The 18,726-nt window shown below is 68.9% G+C and carries 20 protein-coding genes; 19 read left to right on the top strand and 1 reads right to left on the bottom strand.

The features are described 5' to 3' along the window. Positions 1-90 precede the first annotated feature (90 nt). From GD748_RS01695 to GD748_RS01635, 13 genes are all read left to right on the top strand, one after another. Entirely contained in the window at positions 91-1,746 is a 1,656-nt protein-coding gene (locus tag GD748_RS01695) for an FAD-dependent oxidoreductase (RefSeq protein ID WP_152193472.1), read from the top strand. A gap of 134 nt (positions 1,747-1,880) precedes the next feature. Beyond that, positions 1,881-2,351 (top strand): cupin domain-containing protein, encoded by a 471-nt coding sequence (locus GD748_RS01690; RefSeq protein ID WP_152193471.1) that lies wholly within the window; start codon positions 1,881-1,883, stop codon positions 2,349-2,351. A gap of 104 nt (positions 2,352-2,455) precedes the next feature. After that, a complete protein-coding gene (gene dctP / locus GD748_RS01685; RefSeq protein ID WP_152193470.1) occupies positions 2,456-3,565 on the top strand; it encodes a TRAP transporter substrate-binding protein DctP in 1,110 nt (369 codons plus the stop codon). A gap of 46 nt (positions 3,566-3,611) precedes the next feature. Beyond that, a complete protein-coding gene (locus GD748_RS01680) occupies positions 3,612-4,127 on the top strand; it encodes a TRAP transporter small permease subunit (protein WP_152193469.1) in 516 nt (171 codons plus the stop codon). A 30-nt stretch (positions 4,128-4,157) separates the two neighbouring features. Beyond that, positions 4,158-5,585, top strand: a complete 1,428-nt coding sequence (locus tag GD748_RS01675; protein ID WP_152193468.1) for a TRAP transporter large permease — start codon at positions 4,158-4,160, stop codon at positions 5,583-5,585. 66 nt (positions 5,586-5,651) lie between these two features. Beyond that, the gene (locus GD748_RS01670) at positions 5,652-6,416 is read left to right on the top strand and encodes an SDR family NAD(P)-dependent oxidoreductase (RefSeq protein WP_152193467.1); all 765 of its coding nucleotides are present in this window, start codon (positions 5,652-5,654) and stop codon (positions 6,414-6,416) included. Between the two features lie 20 nt (positions 6,417-6,436). Beyond that, positions 6,437-6,988 carry a nuclear transport factor 2 family protein gene (locus tag GD748_RS01665; protein ID WP_193312771.1) on the top strand — a complete coding sequence of 184 codons (552 nt, stop codon included), beginning with the start codon at positions 6,437-6,439 and terminating at the stop codon, positions 6,986-6,988. Next, on the top strand, positions 6,985-7,359 hold the full coding sequence (locus GD748_RS01660) for an EthD domain-containing protein (protein ID WP_152193465.1): 375 nt from the start codon (positions 6,985-6,987) through the stop codon (positions 7,357-7,359). The genes GD748_RS01665 and GD748_RS01660 overlap by 4 nt, the downstream gene beginning before the upstream one ends. Continuing rightward, entirely contained in the window at positions 7,352-8,602 is a 1,251-nt protein-coding gene (locus GD748_RS01655; protein ID WP_193312770.1) for a cupin domain-containing protein, read from the top strand. The genes GD748_RS01660 and GD748_RS01655 overlap by 8 nt, the downstream gene beginning before the upstream one ends. Next, positions 8,602-8,916 (top strand): NIPSNAP family protein, encoded by a 315-nt coding sequence (locus GD748_RS01650; RefSeq protein ID WP_152193463.1) that lies wholly within the window; start codon positions 8,602-8,604, stop codon positions 8,914-8,916. The genes GD748_RS01655 and GD748_RS01650 overlap by 1 nt, the downstream gene beginning before the upstream one ends. Further along, positions 8,913-9,806: a fumarylacetoacetate hydrolase family protein gene (locus tag GD748_RS01645; protein ID WP_152193462.1), complete on the top strand. Its 894-nt coding sequence runs from the start codon at positions 8,913-8,915 to the stop codon at positions 9,804-9,806. Before GD748_RS01650 ends, GD748_RS01645 begins: the two co-directional genes overlap by 4 nt. A gap of 5 nt (positions 9,807-9,811) precedes the next feature. Next, the gene (locus GD748_RS01640; protein WP_193312769.1) at positions 9,812-10,729 is read left to right on the top strand and encodes an AEC family transporter; all 918 of its coding nucleotides are present in this window, start codon (positions 9,812-9,814) and stop codon (positions 10,727-10,729) included. 49 nt (positions 10,730-10,778) lie between these two features. Continuing rightward, positions 10,779-11,924: an SDR family oxidoreductase gene (locus GD748_RS01635; protein ID WP_152193460.1), complete on the top strand. Its 1,146-nt coding sequence runs from the start codon at positions 10,779-10,781 to the stop codon at positions 11,922-11,924. Here the strand turns inward: GD748_RS01635 and GD748_RS01630 are convergent. Then, positions 11,905-12,675 (bottom strand): IclR family transcriptional regulator, encoded by a 771-nt coding sequence (locus GD748_RS01630; RefSeq protein WP_193312768.1) that lies wholly within the window; start codon positions 12,673-12,675, stop codon positions 11,905-11,907. The genes GD748_RS01635 and GD748_RS01630 overlap by 20 nt on opposite strands. Positions 12,676-12,835: 160 nt before the next feature. Here GD748_RS01630 and GD748_RS01625 point away from each other — a divergent pair, with 160 nt between their 5' ends. From GD748_RS01625 to GD748_RS01600, 6 genes are all read left to right on the top strand, one after another. After that, entirely contained in the window at positions 12,836-13,642 is an 807-nt protein-coding gene (locus GD748_RS01625) for an SDR family NAD(P)-dependent oxidoreductase (protein ID WP_193312767.1), read from the top strand. 17 nt (positions 13,643-13,659) lie between these two features. Then, entirely contained in the window at positions 13,660-14,901 is a 1,242-nt protein-coding gene (locus GD748_RS01620) for a cytochrome P450 (protein ID WP_152193457.1), read from the top strand. Then, positions 14,898-16,142, top strand: a complete 1,245-nt coding sequence (locus GD748_RS01615; RefSeq protein WP_152193456.1) for an NAD(P)/FAD-dependent oxidoreductase — start codon at positions 14,898-14,900, stop codon at positions 16,140-16,142. Before GD748_RS01620 ends, GD748_RS01615 begins: the two co-directional genes overlap by 4 nt. A 13-nt stretch (positions 16,143-16,155) precedes the next feature. Then, positions 16,156-16,467 carry a 2Fe-2S iron-sulfur cluster-binding protein gene (locus GD748_RS01610; RefSeq protein ID WP_152193455.1) on the top strand — a complete coding sequence of 104 codons (312 nt, stop codon included), beginning with the start codon at positions 16,156-16,158 and terminating at the stop codon, positions 16,465-16,467. A gap of 170 nt (positions 16,468-16,637) precedes the next feature. Further along, positions 16,638-17,420, top strand: coding sequence for an IclR family transcriptional regulator (locus tag GD748_RS01605; protein ID WP_193312766.1), 783 nt, complete (start codon positions 16,638-16,640; stop codon positions 17,418-17,420). Between the two features lie 127 nt (positions 17,421-17,547). Continuing rightward, entirely contained in the window at positions 17,548-18,699 is a 1,152-nt protein-coding gene (locus GD748_RS01600) for an ROK family protein (protein WP_152193453.1), read from the top strand. Positions 18,700-18,726: the final 27 nt, after the last annotated feature.

The raw sequence follows: 18,726 nt of genomic DNA, 5'->3' as shown, positions 1-18,726 counted from the left end.
GCAGGACGGGCAAGGAGAGATTCTTGGCACCCCGCACAGGGGTGGTCATTCTCTTCGGAGTCGTCTTGAACTCGGCAAGGGAGCTGACGGATGAAGTTCTGGAACGCAGAAGAGCAGGACACCTACGACGTCGTCGTCGTGGGGTCCGGGGCGGCCGGTCTGCTCGCCGCCATCGCGGCCGCGAAGAACGGTAGCGATGTCGTCGTCCTCGAGCGCTCTGCGCTGCTCGGCGGCACGTCGGCCATCTCCGGTGGCACCCTCTGGGTCCCTGCGAACCACTACATGCTCGAGCGTGGACTGGGCGACGACCGCGAAGACGCGCTCCGCTACCTGCGGACCATCACCAAGGGGCACACCAGCGAAGAGGTGCTGGCGTCGTTCGTCGACCACGGCCCCGAGATGATCCACTTCCTCCAGGACGAGTGCGAGCTCGAGTTCAGCTCCGTCGACGACTACCCGGACTACCGGCCGGACCTCGCCGGCTCGGTGCCCGGCGGGCGATCGCTCGACCCGAAGTTCTTCGACCTGAACGAGCTCGGCCCGCTGCGCGAAGCCGTCCGCCCCGACACCAGACTGCCCTTCTCGATGCAGGAGTACGAGCAGTGGGTTGCTTTCACCCGTTTCCCGTGGGACGAGCTTGAGCGCCGGCAGGAGGCCGGCCTCGCCTCCCGCGGTCAGGCCGTGGTGGCACCCCTGGTGAAGACGGCCGCGGACCTCGGTGTCACGCTCGTGACCGAGGCCCGCGCCACACGACTCGAGGTCCACGACGGCCGCATCGCCGGCGTCTCCACCGCCGACGGTGCGAGGATCTCCGCCAGGCAGGGCGTCGTGCTCGCGTGCGGCGGCTTCGAGTGGGACGAGAACCTCGTCAAGCAGACCCTGGCCGGGCCCATCCACGCCCGGTGCAGCCCGCCCAACAACACCGGCGACGGACTGCGCATGGGACAGCGGGTCGGAGCGAAGCTCGGCAACCTGCGTGAGGCGTTCTGGTCGCCGATGGCAGTAGTTCCGGGGGACCAGCACGACGGGCGTCAGGCGGGAACGCTCCTTCGCTTCGAGCGCCAGGGGCCGGGCAGCATCATCGTCGACAAGAACGGCCGCCGGTTCGTCAACGAGTCGCAGAACTACAACGACCTCACCCGCGCCTTCTTCGGCCACGACCCGGTCACCCATGAGCCCGAGCACCTGCCCGCCTACATCGTCTTCGACGAGGACTACCTGGAGCGGTACGGCTTCCTCAGTCACCGGTCCGGCCAGGACCTCCCCGGGTGGATCCAGTCGGCCGGGACGCTCACCGGGCTGGCCGACCGGCTGGGCATCCCGTCAGCGGAGCTCCAGGCGACGGTCGAACGGTTCAACGGTTACGCGCGAAGCGGGGAGGACCTCGAGCGGCGTCGCGGCGACAACGCCTACGACCGCTACTGGGGCGACGACGAGCGCGGGCTGCCGAACCCGTGCCTGGCACCGCTGGAACGTGGCCCGTACTACGCCGTCGAGATCGTTCCCGGGGCCTTCGGGACCTGCGGTGGCATCGTCACCGACGGCCGGGCCCGCGCCCTCGACGTCGACGACAACGTCATCCCCGGTCTGTACGCCGCCGGCAACACGACCGCCCACCCGATGGGCGGCGGGTATGCCGGAGCCGGGGCGACGCTCGGGCCCGGGATGACCATGGGCTACCTCGCCGGCCGGACAGTCACCGAGGACGCGCAGCAGCCCCTCCCCGCCGCCGTCATGGGCGCCTGACCCCGGTCCAGGGGTGCCCGCGTGCCCGCTGAATACAGACGAGCAATCCCACTTGCCACCAGCCGGCGCGCGTGAACCTCGGTTCCGCGCCAAACCAACCACGCGTTGCAACTACGAAGCAGAGGAGCCTTTCGATGGCGTATGACGACGTCCCCGTCGTGACCCGACGAGGAGAGGAGCACGACCGCACGGGGCAGTCCGGCGGTGCTGTGCGTGTCTCCGGGGTCAGCATCCAGCACACCCCGGCCACCAAGATCTGGTTCGGCAGGGTCTCGAACGAGCCCGGGTTCCGGTCGCTGCCCCACCACCATGGCGAGGCCGAGACGGGAGGCTACGTGCTGAGCGGCCACGGCCGGATCTACTTCGGTGAGGCCTACGCGGAGTACATCGACCTCTACGAGGGTGACTGGGTCTTCGTCCCGCCGCACATGCCCCACGTCGAGGCGAACATGAGCGTCACTGAAGACCTTCACTGGCTCACCACCCGGACTCCCGACAACCTCGTCGTCAACCTGCCGGACGTGGACGACGCGACGCTGGCCGGCTTCCGACGAGCAGAATCCGAGCCTTCAGGCGAGCTCACCGACGCCACTGCCCACCACTGAACCGACAACCCCCTACGGGCCACGTGCCACCAGCACATCCCGACCCGCCATACCAGCACCACCCCCGACAGGCGCACCCTCCGCGCCGCGACAAAGGAGTCAGCATGCGAAAGTTCACGAACAGCCGCCGCAACCTCGCTATCGGTGCCGTCACGCTCACGGGCGCGCTCGCGCTCGGGGCGTGCTCGGGCGTCGAGGGGGCACAGGGTGGCTCCGGTGCCGGTGGGACGGCGGACCTGCAGTTCGCCTCCTTCCTCGGGCCGACGACGCCGCAGGGCGCGGCCATGAAGTCCATGTTCGAGGAGATCAGCGAGGACGAGGAGAGCGGCCTCAGCGTCGAGACGTTCTGGGAGGGCGCACTGCTGGGTGCCGACGAGATGCTGTCGGGCGTCGCCCAGGGCAGGTCCGACATCGGCTACATGACTGTCCAGTACACGCCGGGCGAGCTCCCGCTCAGCCAGGCCGCCACAGTGCCGTTCCAGACCGAGGACTGGGAGGCCGTCGAGACGGCCCTCAACACGATGTACGAGGACGACGAGGCCTTCAACGGGGAGTGGCAGGGCAACGGCGTCCACGTCCTGACGTTCACAGGTACGCCGGCATCGATCTATGCCACGGCCGAGCCGCTGCCGGACTTCGAGTCGCTCGCCGGCCAGCAGGTCCGAGCGACCGGGTACACCGCCAACGCGGTCGACGCGGCCGGCGGGAACGCCGTGGCGCTCCAGATCGGCGAGGTCTACGAGGCCATCCAGCGAGGCCTCGTCGAGGGATACACCACCATGCTCCTCGACACGGCTCCCTCGCTCAGCCTCCACGAGGTCGCACCACACATCACCGACACCGGCATCGGCGTCTACACGATGAACGTCATCTTCATGAACCAGGACGCGTGGGAGTCCCTGTCCGACGAGCAGCGCCAGGTCCTCGAGGACGGGATCGAGGCCTACCACGCCGAGTACCGCGAGCGACTCACCGAGGTCGAGGACGAGTCGTGCCAGGCGCACATCGACGCCGGCGGCGGAGTCACGATCTGGTCCGACGAGGACAAGCAGCAGTGGCGCGACGTCGTGGGCGAGAGCCTCATCGACATGTGGAAGTCCGACGTCGAGCAGGCGGGCGGCGATGCTGAGGCGTTCTACTCCACCTACTCAAAGCTCGTCGAGGAGAACCCGGGTGAGCTCGAGACCGGCATGAAGCGGTGCGCGAACCGATGACCCGCGAGTCGCACGTTCGTCCGCTTTCCATCCTGAGAGGTGTGTCGTGAAGATCGTCGACCGAATCACGCACGGGCTCGGAGCTCTCGGTGGCGTCGGTGTCATCGCACTGATGCTCATGACCGTCATCGACGTGACCCTGCGCAAGCTCACCGGCCGAGGGCTCGGCGGCACGATCGAGTACAGCGAGGTCGTACTGGTCGCCTGTGTCTTCCTCGGGATCGCCGGGGCACAGGTCGCCGGCGCCCACGTCAGCACGTCGGTGCTGACGTCGCACCTCCACGGCCGGGTCAACCGGACCGTGCGCGTCGCGGCCGGATCTGTCGCCGTCCTCATCGTCGTCGCCATGGTCTACGCCTCGGCGATCATGGCCATCGACTCCGTCCAGGCCAACGAGTTCCGTTTCGGCCTGGTCCGAGTGCCGGTCTGGCCGGCTCGCATCCTCGTGCCCATCGGGCTGTTCCTCTTCCTCCTGCAGTTCATCCGCGGACTCGTTGCTGTCGCGCGCGACGAGGAAGAGCAGGACTCCGAGCGGACGGAGGACATCGATGTCCACCTGTGACCAGAACTTCTCCCTGAAGGGGGCGCGCTCATGAGCGTTGCAGTCATCGCCGTCGTGATCATCGCGGTCGTCATCCTGCTGGCGTTCGTCCTGTTCGAGCAGCCCATCTGGCTGGCGCTCGGGGCATCCGGGGGCATCGGCCTGATCATGCTGAGCGGCACCGGGATCGCGACCGACACGCTAGGGTCCGTCCCGTTCACGACGGTGGCGTCCTACAGCTTGGTCATCATCCCGATGTTCATCCTCATGGGCATCGTCGCCGCCAAGGCGGGAGTGGCCGAAGACGTCTTCGCAGTGGCCGAGAAGCTCGTCGGCCGGCTGCCCGGCGGCCTCGGGATCGCCACCATCCTTGCTTGCGGCGGTTTCGCAGCCGTCACCGGATCCTCCGTCGCGACGGTCGCCACCGTGGGGCGCATCGCCATCAAGCAGATGACCCGGCACGGCTACCGTGCGAACGCCGCAGGCGCGCTGGTCGCCGCCGGCGGCACGCTCGGAGTGCTGATCCCGCCGAGCGTCATCCTCGTGGTGTACGCCGCGCTCACCGGCGAGTCCATCGGACGGCTCCTCATGGGCGGCTTCATCCCCGGTGCCGTGACGATGCTGGCCTACTCGACCGCAACGGTCATCCTGTACAAGCGCGGGTTCTTCGCCGAGCCGGCCCTTGCCCGTACGAACGAGAAGGCCCTCGTGGGTGCGGGAGCGCCGACGACGGGGACGGCCGGTGGCACCGCCACCGGAGGCTCGGACGACGGCGGCCCCCGCATCCCGGCACGCCAGCCGGTGACCAAGCGAAACATGATCGGCGCGGTCTACACCGCCGGCCTCATGATCATCGTGATGGGCGGCATGTACTCCGGTCTCTTCACGGCGACGGAGTCCGGTGCGGTGGCTGCCTTCATCGCGGTCGTGATGCTGTTCATCCGGTACCGCGACCGCTGGCGCGAGCTGCCGGGTGCGTTCAAGGAGTCGCTGTTCGACACCACGTCGCTCAACTCGATGATCTTCGCGTTGCTCATCGGCGGAGGCGTCTTCGCGTACTTCCTCGTACGGACCGGTCTGCCCTCGGAGATGGCACGTGCCATCGTCGACGCCAACCTCTCACCCACGCTGATCATCTGCGTGACGTTGGCAGTGATGGTCGTCCTCGGGTGCTTCCTGGACTCCTTCTCGATCCTGGTCATCACGATCCCGCTCGTCTATCCCGTCATCGACGCGATGGGAGTGGACGGAGTCTGGTTCGGCATCCTCGTCGTGAAGGCCATCGAGATCGGTCTGATCACCCCGCCCGTCGGCCTGAACGTCTTCGTGGTGGCGGGCAGCATGAAGGGGATGACGCCGGAAGGAGTCTTCCGGGCGGTGGTGCCGTTCATCGTCGCCGAGTTCGCCACGATCATCGTGCTGATGGCAGTGCCCGACCTTGTCACCTGGCTACCGGATCTGGCTTTCGGACCGGAGTAGTCACCCCCGGGCCGGCTCTTCGGCAGGGAAGAGCCGGCCCTGAGATCGCACGAGTGAGGGAACGACATGGGACGAGTAGCAGGAAAGGTCGCCGTCGTCACCGGCGCGACCGGCGGCATCGGCCGATCGGTGTGCGAGCTGCTGGCCGAGGAAGGAGCGACGGTCTACGCGCTCGACCTCGCGGACCAGCTACCGGACGACCTGGCGGACTGGCCCGATCGGGGCATCACCTATCTACCCGTGGATGTCACCGAGGAGGCACAGGTCGAGCAGGCCGTCGACTCGATCGTCCGCGAGGCCGGACGCCTCGACGTCGTGGTGAACAACGCCGGTATCACCGGTCCGCGCGGGCCCGCCCACCAGGCGACGCAGGACGAGTTCGACAGGGTCTTCGCGGTGAACGTGCGCGGGACCTGGCTCTGCACCAAGCACGCCGTGACGGCCATGCTCGCCCGGGGCGAGGGCGGCAGCGTCGTCAACGTCTCCTCGATCAACGGCATCGTCGGAGGAGCGGGCGTCCCGCTCTACCACGCGACCAAGGGTGCCGTCCGACTCATGGCCAAGGCAGACGCCGTCACCTATGCCAAGGACGGCATCCGGGTCAACTCGCTCCACCCGGGGTCGATTGCCACCCCGCTCAGCGACGAGGTGGCCGCGGGCCAGCCCGGTGGCGCGGAGCAGTACCTCGAGAACCTCATCGCCGCGCACCCGCTGGGCCGACGCGGAGACCCCGAGGACATCGCCTACGGCGTGCTCTACCTCGCCTCGGACGAGTCGAAGTTCGTCACCGGTACGGAACTTGTGATCGACGGCGGGTACACCGCCCGATGACCGCCATGAAAGGACAAGCGATGACACAACCCACCGCCGACGATCTCGAGACGATCAAGCGGCTGAAGGCCCGCTACTTCCGGTTCATCGACACCAAGCAGTGGGACGCCCTCCGTGGCCTGTTCACCGACGACGCCACGTTCGACGGTCTCTGGGCCGCCGCGCCGACGCCCGAGGACTTCATCGACAACATCTCGCGCAACCTCGGCGGCTCCGACATCACCTCGGTCCACTACGGGTTCATGCCCGAGCTCGAGCCCATCGACGGTGACCGGGTGCGTGGGGTCTGGGCCATGTACGACTACCTCACGTGGCCACCCGGCGAGCGCGCCTATCTCGGCGTCAGCCTCCCGGGCCAGTGGGGGATCCGCGGCTACGGGCACTACGAGGAGGAGTACCGGCGGGTCGGTGACACCTGGCTGATCAGTCACCTGAGGCTCACCCGACTGAGGATCGACCCGCTCGTCGGCGAGCCGCTGCCCGGCCCCGACTACCCGTTCGTGCGCGCCACGACCGACTGGCTCCCCTCGTCCTCGGCACAGCCCACCGCCGCTCGCGGAGGTGTCCGATGACTGTCCGCGCACTCACCCTGCTCACTCGCAAGACCGGGACGACGGTCGAGGAGTTCACCGACTACTGGCGCAACGTGCACGCACCGATCGCCGTGCGCTTCCCGAACCTCGTCTCCTACGAGCAGCACCTGACCGTCGGCACCGTGACGCGTGGTGACGTACCTGCCCCGGAGGCTGACGTGGACGGCATCTCAGAGCTCACCTTCGACAGCCGCGAGGACCTTGAGGCCGCGCTCGCCAGCGACGTCGCACGCGAGGCGGCCGATGATGCAGGCAACTTCATGGACCGGATGCGTATGTACATCGTCGACACCTCGGTCGTCGTGGTCGACGGTCAGGTCCACCTCCCGGCTGGGTCACGCCGTGGCTGAGGCAGTCGCGACGGACACCGCCCTGCGCTACCTGCACGGACAGGGAGCGACCGCCGGTGTCGCGGTGTTCGCGGCCGGTGAGACGTTCCGGGCGCACTATCACCGTGAGGTCACGGAGGTGTTCGTGTGCACTCTCGGCACGATCACCATCTCGATCGGCGGCACGGTGCACGAGCTCCGGCCCGGTGAGGTCGCGGTCGCACCGCCGGGGGTGGTTCATCAGACGTCGAACCGGTCCGGGAGCCCGGCCGAGTTCTTCTACATCAAGACCCCGGGAGACATGGACGACTTCGTGTGGGTCGACCACGAAACACAGACGAAGGGAACAGACGGCATGAGCGATGGAGCAGTGGTGAGCGAGGCACTCGTGACGGACCAGGACGTGCCGGGGCGCTTCTTCCCGGAGCAGCAGGACGGGCGCCGTGTCGTGGTCCTCGACTCCGCCACCCACTCGCACCGCCACGCCGCCGCCGGTGGCGGCGTGCCCGGGCAGGACGTGGTCGTCAACGCCTCCTACGCCGGGGTCTACTGCGCGCGCCTGCTCCAGGAGACGAACCCGCTCGGGACGATCGGCATCGACTGCGGCATCGGCAAGGACGGGGCCGGCATCGCGGGACTCTGGTACTTCGAGGCCCTCGGCGTCCCCGCCGCGGCGGCCGACATCATGACCGTCGAGCTCGGCAACGGCCGCGAGCTCTGGGAGGAGGGCGTCATCTCCCGCGTCAACGGGGCCGCATCGGTGCTCGGGATCGAGCCGGGCCAGAGCGTTCAGGAGGCAGCGGCGAGGATGCTCGCCGTGGACGGCGAGCTGCCGCCCCCTGACCCATACAACCGTCAGGTCGTCGAGGAGGGGCCGGGCGGGCACAACGTCGTGGTCACCAACTCCATCGCAGACGCCCTGCCCGAGGACAAGGACACCAACGTGCTCTGCACTGCCGGGCACACCGGTCGCAGCGTCGTCGAGTACATCGTCGGGTTCCGCCCGTACGGCTTCATCTGCTCCGACGGCGGGGTCGGCAAGAACGACTCCGGGCTGACCGCGCTGGAGCCCGCGAACGACGCCGGAATCGCCGGCGCCGCGGTCTCGGCGCAGACGGCGCGCATGGGTGACGGCAAGAGCACGTGGGCGGACGGCGTGATCAGCGCGATGAACGACCTTGCTCGCGACGCCGGCGTCACAGTCGGGATGAGCGCCCGGGAGGCTGCGCACCTCCTGGTCGCGAGAGAGACCGGTGGTGCTTGATGGAGCACGAGCTGCGAACCTACGTCGCCGCACCGGGCAGGATGGACGACCTGCTCGCCCGGTTCCGGGAGCACACCATCGGGCTGTTCGAACGCCACGGCATCCGCAGCGTCGCATACTGGACCGATCGCGACCGACCCGACCGGCTGGTCTACCTCGTCGCTCACGAGGGCGACCCCGAGCAGAGCTGGGCCGCCTTCCGGGCGGACCCCGAGTGGCAGGAGGTACGGGAGCGCTCGCTCGCCGAGGGACCACTCACCCTCAGCATCGAGTCGGTGTACCTGGCGCCCGCAGGAATCGGACCGGTGCCGTGAGGTTCGTGACCTTCGAGCACCGTGGCGGCCGTTCGTGGGGCACCCTCTCCCGTGAGGGGGAGATCGTGGACCACGGGGCCGCGAGCACCTTCGACAGCCTCCGAAGTGCGATCGCCGGGGCCCGGCCCGACGAGCTCGCAGAGCTCGAGCGTGGAGCGCCCCGGATCGATGCCGGTGGAGTGAGGCTGCTGCCGCCGGTACCCGACCCGAGCAAGGTCCTGTGCGTCGGGTACAACTACCCCGACAACCGCAGTCTCCGGTACGACGCGCCGGCCGGTGACGCGCACGTCCTGCCGGACCACCCCGTCGTCTTCTCACGGTTCAACGACACCCTTGTCGGCGACGGCGAAGGACTGCGCGTCCCGCGACGCAGCTCGAACTTCGACTTCGAGGGTGAGCTGGCGATCGTCGTCGGGGCGGGAGGCAGCGACATCCCGGTGGACGACGCCCTCGACCACGTCTTCGGCTACTCGGTCTTCAACGACGCCACGGTGCGCGACTACGGGAGCTCCGCCAACCACTTCACCGCCGGCAAGACCTTCCCCAGCAGCGCTGCTTTCGGCCCCGCCGTGGTCACACCGGACGAGGTCGGCGATATCAGTGACCTCGTCCTCCGCACCAGGCTGAACGGGGCTGTGGTCCAGGAGGCGCGCCTCGGAGATCTGATCTTCGGCGTGGCCGAGGTGATCGCCTACTGCTCGCAATGGGCACGGTTGCAGCCCGGCGACGTCATCGCCACCGGCACGCCCGGCGGCGTAGGAGCATCGCGCCGGCCACCGGTCTGGATGCTGCCCGGTGACGTGTGCGAGGTCGAGATCGACCAGATCGGTCTCCTGACGAACCCGGTCACCGACGAGATGGCTCACGAGCACGAGTTCCTGGTCGGCTGACAGCGGTGCTGGGGGCAGTCGAGGGATTCCTGATCGTCGGGGTGGTCATCGGCATCGGGTACGCGCTCGGCGGATCGAGGATCGTCGGCGAGCACGGGTCGGAGGTGCTCGCCAAGATCACGTTCAACGTGTCGACCCCAGCACTGTTCTTCGTGCTCGTCGCCGGCTCCGAACCCGCCGACATCTTCTCGACCGTCGGGTACGTCACCGTGCTCTACGTGGTCGGCGGGGGCCTTCTCTTCCTGCTCGTGCACCGACTGTTCGTCAGGGTCCGATCGGCGGAGCTCCCCCTCGTCGTGCAGGGCGCCGTGTTCGCGAACGCGGGCAACATCGGCATACCGCTCTCGCTGGCGACCGTCGGCGACCTCTCCTACACGACCGTGCTGCTCCTGGTGCAGGCCTTCATCCTCACGCCGGTCGGGCTCATCTCGCTCGATCTCACCGCTGCGCGCCTTGTCCGCCGGCCTTCCGACGCACTCAAGCTCGCGATCAACCCGGTCCTCCTCGGCGCTTTCGCCGGCATGTTGGTCCTCGTCACCGGCGTGGAGCTGCCCCATCTGGTGCTCGAGCCCATCGATCTTGTGGCGGCGACCTCCGTCCCGCTCACCTTGCTTCTCTTCGGAATGTCGTTTCGGGGAAAGGGCCGCAGCAAGAGTCAGGACTCGAGAGCAGCCGGGCTGGTGGTCGTCTGGAAGTGCTTCGTCATGCCGGCGCTCGCCGTTGCCCTGGGCCTGGCCTTCGGGCTCCGCGGGGCCGACCTCTTCGGGGTGGTCGTCCTGGCGGCGCTGCCCTCGGCGCAGAACCTGTTCGTCCTGGCGATGCAGTACCGGACGGCGATCACGCTGACCCACTCGTTCATCCTCGTCTCGACCCTCGTGTCGGTCCCGGTCGTCCTCGTTCTGGCCGCCCTCGTTCCCCACTGATGCCCGTCCCCACCGAAGCACTCGTTCCCCGGATGAAACGGAGACAGCCATGAGCACCCCGAGCCGGCACGATCGCCGTGCCCTGATCGTCGGCACGAGCGGTATCGCGGGCGCAGCGCTCGCGGAGCACCTCGATGACCAGGGATGGGAGGTGTGGGGCCTCTCCCGCGGACCGAAGCGGTTCGGCGCACCGGTCCAGCACGTGCGCGCCGACCTCGAGGATCCGACAGAGCTCGCCGCGCGGCTGTCGGGAGTCAGGCCCACCCACGTCTTCTACGCCGCCTGGAAGCGGCACAGCACCGAGGCCGAGAACATCGCCGTCAACGGGACGATGGTCGACAACGTCCTGACGGCACTGGGCGTGCAGGACAGCGTCCAGCACGTCGCCCTGGTCACCGGTCTGAAGCACTACATCGGATCGCCGGACGTCCAGGGCCGGATCGAGGTCCCGGAGACCCCCTTCCGCGAGGACGTGCCCCGCCGGTCGGTCCCGAACTTCTACTACGCACAGGAGGACGCGCTCTTCGCGGCGGCGCAGCGATTCGGCTTCACCTGGAGCGTCCACCGTGCCCACACGATCGTCGGCCACGCCGTCGGCAACGCGATGAACATGGGCCTCACGCTCGCCGTGCAGGCCGCCCTCTGCCGGCAGCGGGGGGAGCCGTTCGTGTTCCCCGGTTCCGGGATCCGGTGGAACGGCCTGGGTGACATGACGGATGCGGGACTCCTGGCCAGACACATGACCTGGGCGGCCACGACGCCGACAGCGGCCGACGAGGCGTACAACGTCGTCAACGGCGACGTCTTCCGCTGGCGTGCCATGTGGCCGCGCCTCGCCGAGATGCTGGACGTCGAGCCAGAAGGGTTCGACGGCGGACCGCGCCCGCTCGCCGTCCAGATGGCTGGTGCCGAGGACGCCTGGCGGCAGATCGCGCTCGAGCACGGTCTCGTCGAGCCCGACCTGCACAAGGTTGCCTCGTGGTGGCACACGGACGGCGACCTCGGCCGCGGGATCGAGATGCTGGCCGACATGAGCAAGAGCAGGCTTGCCGGCTTCACGGACTACGTCCGGACCGAGGACTCGTTCCGCCGGCTCTTCGGACGCTACGTCGCCGACCGTGTCCTGCCTGCCCCCGGCGAACCCCGCCGTGCGCCGGCAGTCCAGACTGAGCCCGTCAGTGTGGACGCCGAATAAGCAGCCGGCGCGACTCCAGCAGCTGGTCCTTCGTCCCCTTCAGCGACCCGCGATCACTGCGGTCTGAGGGGACGGAGGCCACCAGCGCGATGCGGTCACGCCATGTCCGCCCTTCGAGGATCACCGAGACGCCGTTCACGCCGGGCTCGATCTCCTGCAGGTTGACGGCGTGGTCTTGCTCCTTGAGGTCGGCCAGCTCCTGCAGAAGCTGCGTGCGGGTGGCAGTGGTCGTCGGGGTGAACCGCAAGAGCTGCTCCTCCGGGTAGAGCGTGAGGATCTGCTCGGGGATCAGCCGCGACAGCAGGAGCTTTCCCGCCGAGACGCTGTGGGCAGGACGCAGGTATCCGACGCGCAGGCTCGCGCGCAGCGGGTTGTCGGACTCCCTCCCGTCGAACAGCAGGACCTGGGAGCCGAGCAGCGCGGCGACGTGGACCGTCTCACCGGTGCGGTACATCGCGTCGTCGAGGACCGGCCTCAGCCGTGCCCGGGCCTCGATGTCCATCCCGAGGGGCCGGGCCATGTCGACCAGCGCTGGTCCGGTGTAGTACCCGCGCCCCTTCGGCCCGAGAGCCACCATGCCGCAGTTCTTGAGCGTGTTGAGGATCCGGTAGGCGGTCGATCGAGACAGGCCGAGCTCACGTGCGACCGCAGTCACCGTGACGATCTCCCGCGAGGAGAAGAGCAGCAGAGCGCGGACGCCGGCGTCCAAAGACTCGAGGTGCGGCCCGGTCGAGGTATCGGTCGGTGACATCACAGTCTCCATCTTGATTCGGCAAGCGAAACAATATCGTACACATTGCGCGGGTGGGCCAGAAAATGTGCCGACAGACGGAACAACATGACGGATGTGGTTGTCTCCCGCAAGGACGGGTGACGTACTGGAAGCACGAACCGGAGCAGAGGAGCTTCCCGTGACCACTACCAGCGAGCGCGCCGCAGTCGTCGCCGCCGAGAGCCGCTTCACCGAGCAGAACATCGTCGTCGTCGGCGGTGCGTCCGGGATCGGGGGGGAGGTCGCCTCCGCCCTCGCGCAGGCCGGCGCGACCGTCGACGTCCTCGACCGCGTCGAGCGGCCGCAGGAGGAGAAGATCACCACCTCCGTCGTCGACGTGCGTGACCGCGACGCCGTCGCCGCCGCGCTCGCCGCCGTCGTCGAACGGCGCACGTCAGTCGACGGCGTCGTGTACGCGGCCGGAGTCCTCGACGGCTACGCCACCCTGGAGGAGATCTCTCCCGAGCTCATGGACGTCGTCCTCGACGTCAACTGCGTGGGAGCCGTGAACGTGCTCCAGCAGGTCGTCCCGACGATGAAGACGGCGGGCTACGGACGCATCGTGCTCTTCGGGTCGATCGCCGGCATCGTGGCAGGAGCCGGCGGTATCGCCTACACGATGTCAAAGCACGCGGTCGCGGGCCTGGTCAAGCATCTCGCGGTCGAGCTGGGGCCGTACGGCATCACGACCAACAGCGTGGCCCCCGGCTCGATCCAGGGCACCAAGATCCGGACCAGCATCACGGCCATCACCTCGCCGGGTTCCGTGGCGACCGACCGTGGGCTCGGTGTGATGAGCGCTGAGGACGCGGCGAAGACCTACCCGGTCGGACGGCTCGGCACGATCGACGCTGTCGTTCCCACCGTCCTGCACCTGCTGGACCGGTCGTCCTGGTTCATCAACGGGGCCGAGGTCGCCATCGACGGCGGCTTCACGAGCAAGTGAGCAGAGAGGCGACAACGATGAGCACCCTGACCACCGCGGTCCCCTACACCGACGAGCTGGCATGGCCGGAGGGGATGAGGCCGTTCCAGACGGTCGACCTCGAGACCCAGAAGGACCCCTTCGCGCACTACGCCTGGATGCGTGAGCACGCCCCCGTGCTCCGGACGCGCGCCAACGGCAAGGACGTCTGGTTCATCTCGCGGTACGACGACGTCCGCGCCGCGCTGCGTGCGCCAAAGGTCTTCTCCTCGACCGTCGTGGACCCGATCCCGCTGGTGTTCCTGACGCTGTTCGACCCGCCCGAGCACAACAGGCTCCGGCAGGTCGTGGCGTCCTCGTTCACCCCCAAGGCCGTCGCGGTCTTCGAGGACTCGGTCCGCGCGTACGCGGCGGAGTACCTCGACGAGCTGCTCGCCGCGGGCGGGGGCGACGTCGTCGACGGCTTCGCCCTGCGCATCACGATGGCGACGATCAGCAGCCTGCTCGGTGTGCCGGCTACCGACTTCGACCAGATGAAGTACTGGTCGGACGACGTCTCGAGCTACTTCGGGCAGGTGGCGCGCCAGGCCCCTCCGACCGAGGGTGCCGAGGAAGGGGCAGAGGAGTTCTTCGCCTACCTGCTCGGCAACATCGAGCGAGCCCGGCGGGACGACAACGGCTCCGTCGGCGCCCACATCGGCCGGCTCCTCCAGGACGGTGTGCTGACCGAGCGAGAGGCGAAGCACTTCTGCGCGTTCCTGTTCGTCGCCGGCCACGAGACGACGACCGTGCTGCTCGCCAACGCCTTCCGCGAGTTCTCCGAGAACCCCGGCCTCCTCGAGCGGATCCGGAACACCCCGACCGACGCCAAGGCGTTCGTGGAAGAGATGGCCCGCTACCGCGGCACCGTCCAGCGACTCTCCCGGAAGACCGTCCAGGACGCCGAGGTCGCGGGCGTGACCATCCCCGCGGGCGACGTGGTCATCCTTCTGCCCGGGTCGGCGAACCGCGACCACAACAAGTTCGACAACGGTGACGTCTTCGACATCGACCGGGACACCTCCGGCCACCTGGGATTCGGGCACGGCATCCACAGCTGCCTCGGCCAGCACCTGGCGCGCCTGGAAGGTGCCGTCGGCGTTGAGCTCATCGCCAAGAAGGTCGCCGCCGTCACCGCCCGGCCGGACAACCCGATCCAGTTCGTCACCGGAGGCAACCTGGCCAACACCGGCCCGAGCTACTTTCCGGTGGACCTGGTGCCCGTCGGTGATGCGTCGTGAGCACCGATCACGCAGGCGGGGTGGTCGTCGTCGGCGCCGGGCACGCGGGCGTGCAGGTCGCGTTCGGGCTGCGCGCCGGCGGCTGGGACGGCGCAGTCACCCTGCTCGACACCGATCGGCGGGTTCCGTACGAGCGGCCGCCGCTGTCCAAGGAGCTCCTTGCCGACGGAGGCCCCGAGCTCGCACCGCCGCTCCGCAAGGCGGAGCTGTACCCCGCCAAGCAGATCGTCCGCGTGCCTGGCGTCGAAGTTGCACGGCTCGATCGCGACAGGCGCGTGGCGGTCGACGCCGAGGGAGCCGAGTACGGCTACCAGCACCTGGTCCTGTGCAACGGGTCCAGGGTCCGCCGCCTAGACGTGCCCGGCGGAAACCTCCCGGGCGTGCACTACCTGAAGTCCCACGTGGACGCGACGAGACTGCGGACAGCGCTCCAGCCAGGCCGGCGCGTCGTCGTCGTCGGTGCGGGCTACATCGGCCTCGAGGTGGCGGCGGCCGCGGCCAAGCGTGGCTGCGAGGTGACCGTCCTCGAGTTCAACGACCGGGTCATGGCCCGCGTCACCGGCGAGACCGTCTCGCGCTACTTCGAGCACCTGCACCAGCTGCACGGTGCCGACGTCAGGCTCGGCGTGTCCGTCACCGGTGTCGAGGGTGACGACATCGCCACCGGTGTCGTCCTGTCCACCGGCGAGACAGTCCCGGCCGACGTGGTGGTCGTCGGTGTGGGTGTCGTCCCCAACGACGAGCTCGCCAGGGCATCCGGTATCGACTGCCACGACGGCGTCCTGGTCGACGAACGCGCGCTGACGAGCGACCCCGCCGTCTCCGCTGCCGGTGATGTGGCGCGATGGTGGTCGCACGGTGAGCTGCCCAGCCGTCGGCTGGAATGCATCCAGAACGCCACCCACGGCGCGAAGCGCGTCGTCGCACACCTGCTGGGCAGGCCGGCCGGAGAGCCGGAGGTCCCGTGGTTCTGGACCGTCCAGCACGGCGTCCGGCTCCAGACCGCCGGCCTGTGGGACCCGGCCGACGAGGTCGTCTTGCGCGGGAGCGCAGCGACGGGCTCCTTCAGCGTCCTCTACCTGCGACACGGCGTGCTCGCCGCCATCGACACCATCAACGCGGTCCAGGACTTCCTGCCGGGCAAGAAGCTCATCGCCGCAGGCCTACCCATCGATCCCGCCCGTGCGGCGGACCCGACCATCAAGCTCAGCGCGAGCGTGCGCGAGCTGGCACACGCCTGAGAAGGAGAACGACATGATCAAGGTGACAGACCGCGACGGCGAGACGCACGAGCTCGACTGGGAGCCCGACCAGTCCCTCATGGAGGCGCTGCGCGACAACGACATGCCGGTCCTCGCCTCGTGCGGTGGCTGCTGCTCCTGCGCGACGTGCCACGTCTTCGTCGAGTCCGACCACATCGAGCAGCTGGGGCGGAGCGAGGGCGAAGAGCGTGAGCTGCTCGAGGAGACGGAGGCATTCCGGCCGGACCGATCCCGCCTCGCCTGCCAGATCGCGCACTCCGGCTCCCTCGCCGGGATCGCCGTGACTCTCGCACCGGAGGAGTAGCCCGCAGGCCGGGCCGGTGGACCTCCCGTGCTCGACATGTGGACGCCGCGTCTCGGGCAACGCGGATGGAGAATGGTGTCTCGGAGGGGAGATCGGCGTCACTGGAGGTGAGGGAGCGTGTCCGGCAACGCGGTGACGACGCCCATCTCTGCGCGGGAGCGAGGCGGATCATGAGTCAGACTCCGAGTGACGACAAGTACATCATCGGCTCTCTCGACACCGGGCTGCAGATGCTCGAGCTGATGCTCAACTACGACACGGTGACGATCACGGAGATCGCCAAGGGGCTCGGGGTCGGCAGGTCGACTGCGCACCGGGCCCTGAAGACCCTTGAGAACAGAGGGTTCGTCGCTCTCTCCTCCGCCGGGCGTGGCTACGTGGCGGGACCCAAGCTGGTGGAGATCGGCAGCCCGCGATGCCTGGACCCGCAGTCGCGCATCCGCAACCGTCCCATCCTCAACCGAGTGCTCGACGAGACCGGTGAGTCGGTCCACAGCTCGCTCCTGCTGGGTGCGCAGCTGCTCGTCGTCGACGGCCGCAAGTCGCGACACGAGGTGGACATCGGACGCCGCGTAGGAATGGTGGCGCCCGCGCACGCCATGGCGGGTGGGAAGATGCTGCTCTCCCTCCTCAGCGACGACCAGATCATGGCGCTGTTCCCGAACGAGGAGCTGCTGCGGCTGGGGCCGCGGACGCTGTCGACCCGGTCGGCGCTGATGGAGGATCTTCGTGACATCAGGAAGCGTGGCTACTCCGTCGCTGTCCAGGAGTCCGAGCGTGGGGTCAACTCTGTGGGTGTCCTGCTGTCCGGCGACTCGTGGCGGGACAGGATGGCGATCGTGATCTCCGTGCCGGTGGAGCGCGGAAGCTGGGAGGAGCTCATGTCCCTTCGGGAGCAGCTCCAGGCGATCGTCGACGAGGAGAACCGGCGACTCGAGGCGGCGCCCGCGTAGCCCAGGGCCTCGACGTGGCGCGTCCACGGCGCACGGTTGGAGCTGCCGGGGTGGAGAGGTGGCTGGCGGCCCCGGGCGCGGCGACCCGCCTTGACGGAGTTACTTCGTTCGCTATATAAAACAACATGTGAGTCAGGTCACCGAGACGCCTTCGAGCCCCGTGGGGCGTGAGCGGTCGCGCGAGGTCAAGCGCGCCGCGGTGCTCTCGGCCGCCCGCTCGGCGCGGACCCTGTCGCGCGTGGAGCTCTCCGAGATGACGGGGCTGAGCCCCGCCACTCTCACCCCGCTCGTGCGCGACCTCATCGCCGAGGGGTATCTGGTCGAGAGGGGGGTCGCCGCCACCCGGACCGGACGGCCGCGCACCCTCCTGGAGTTCGACCCGCGTGTCGAGCTGGTCGCCGCCGTCTCGCTCGCGCCCGACGGCGTGAGCTGCCAGATCGCGGACGGGCACGGCGAGCTCGTCGCCAGCGGCCACCGCAACCTCGACGGCGACGCCGTCGACATCATCGCCGACGTGGTCGAGGACGTCGCGGCCGAGCACCTCACCCACCTGCGCGGTGTCGCGGTCGCCGTACCGGGCATCTCCTACAAGGGCAAGGTGCGCCTCGCTCCGTACGTCGGCGTCGTCGAGAAGCGCTCGGTCGGCAAGCAGCTGGGCAAGCGTCTCGGCGTGCCCGTCGTCGTCGACAACGACGTGAACCTCATGGTCGTCGGCGAGCACACCGCCGGCGCCGCGAGGGGGTCCGACGACGTCATGCTCTTCCACTTCGCCGAGGGCGTCGGTGCCGGCCTGGTCCTGGACGGGCACGTCCGACGCGGCTCCTCCGGGGGAGCCGGCGAGGTCGGCTTCTTCCCGACCGACGGCGCCATGGGCGACGCCGGTGTCGGCAGCTTCGAGGCCCGCTGGTCGGCTCGGGCCATCGCCGACGTCCTCGCCGCCGCCGGCCACGAGCCCGCGGCGCAGTCCCCGGTGGCCACCCTGGTCGCCGCAGCCAGGAAGGACGAAGAGCTCGCCCGCTACCGCGACGAGGTCCTGGCCGCCTGGGGCCGGCTCGTCGTCTCGTGCATCTGCGTGGTGGACCCGGGGCTGGTGCTGCTGAGCGGGTCGGTCGCCGACCTGGACGAGCACTCCTTCGCCACGCTCGAGGCCATCGTCACCCAGGGGGCGCCGTCGCCCACGAAGATCAGGCGGGCCGAGCTTGGGGGAGAGGCGGTCCTGCACGGGGCCGTCAGCTCGGCCCTGTCCGCCGCCGGGCTCCTTGCCCGGACCGCCGGCTGAACGTCACACCCACAACAACGGAGGATC

It is taken from the genome of Georgenia subflava (assembly GCF_009193155.1).
GTDB lineage: Bacteria > Actinomycetota > Actinomycetes > Actinomycetales > Actinomycetaceae > Georgenia > Georgenia subflava.
Note: the sequence above shows the minus strand (reverse complement) of the source record. Positions and strands in the feature narration are given on the sequence as shown.

Bases quoted from the DNA above. Each gene is read 5' to 3' on its own strand.
- GD748_RS01695 (WP_152193472.1), top strand. From the start codon at position 91: ATGAAGTTCTGGAACGCAGAAGAGCAGGACACCTACGACGTCGTCGTC.
- GD748_RS01690 (WP_152193471.1), top strand. From the start codon at position 1,881: ATGGCGTATGACGACGTCCCCGTCGTGACCCGACGAGGAGAGGAGCAC.
- dctP (WP_152193470.1), top strand. From the start codon at position 2,456: ATGCGAAAGTTCACGAACAGCCGCCGCAACCTCGCTATCGGTGCCGTC.
- GD748_RS01675 (WP_152193468.1), top strand. From the start codon at position 4,158: ATGAGCGTTGCAGTCATCGCCGTCGTGATCATCGCGGTCGTCATCCTG.
- GD748_RS01670 (WP_152193467.1), top strand. From the start codon at position 5,652: ATGGGACGAGTAGCAGGAAAGGTCGCCGTCGTCACCGGCGCGACCGGC.
- GD748_RS01665 (WP_193312771.1), top strand. From the start codon at position 6,437: ATGACACAACCCACCGCCGACGATCTCGAGACGATCAAGCGGCTGAAG.
- GD748_RS01660 (WP_152193465.1), top strand. From the start codon at position 6,985: ATGACTGTCCGCGCACTCACCCTGCTCACTCGCAAGACCGGGACGACG.
- GD748_RS01650 (WP_152193463.1), top strand. From the start codon at position 8,602: ATGGAGCACGAGCTGCGAACCTACGTCGCCGCACCGGGCAGGATGGAC.
- GD748_RS01635 (WP_152193460.1), top strand. From the start codon at position 10,779: ATGAGCACCCCGAGCCGGCACGATCGCCGTGCCCTGATCGTCGGCACG.
- GD748_RS01630 (WP_193312768.1), bottom strand. From the start codon at position 12,675: ATGTCACCGACCGATACCTCGACCGGGCCGCACCTCGAGTCTTTGGAC.
- GD748_RS01620 (WP_152193457.1), top strand. From the start codon at position 13,660: ATGAGCACCCTGACCACCGCGGTCCCCTACACCGACGAGCTGGCATGG.
- GD748_RS01610 (WP_152193455.1), top strand. From the start codon at position 16,156: ATGATCAAGGTGACAGACCGCGACGGCGAGACGCACGAGCTCGACTGG.
- GD748_RS01605 (WP_193312766.1), top strand. From the start codon at position 16,638: ATGAGTCAGACTCCGAGTGACGACAAGTACATCATCGGCTCTCTCGAC.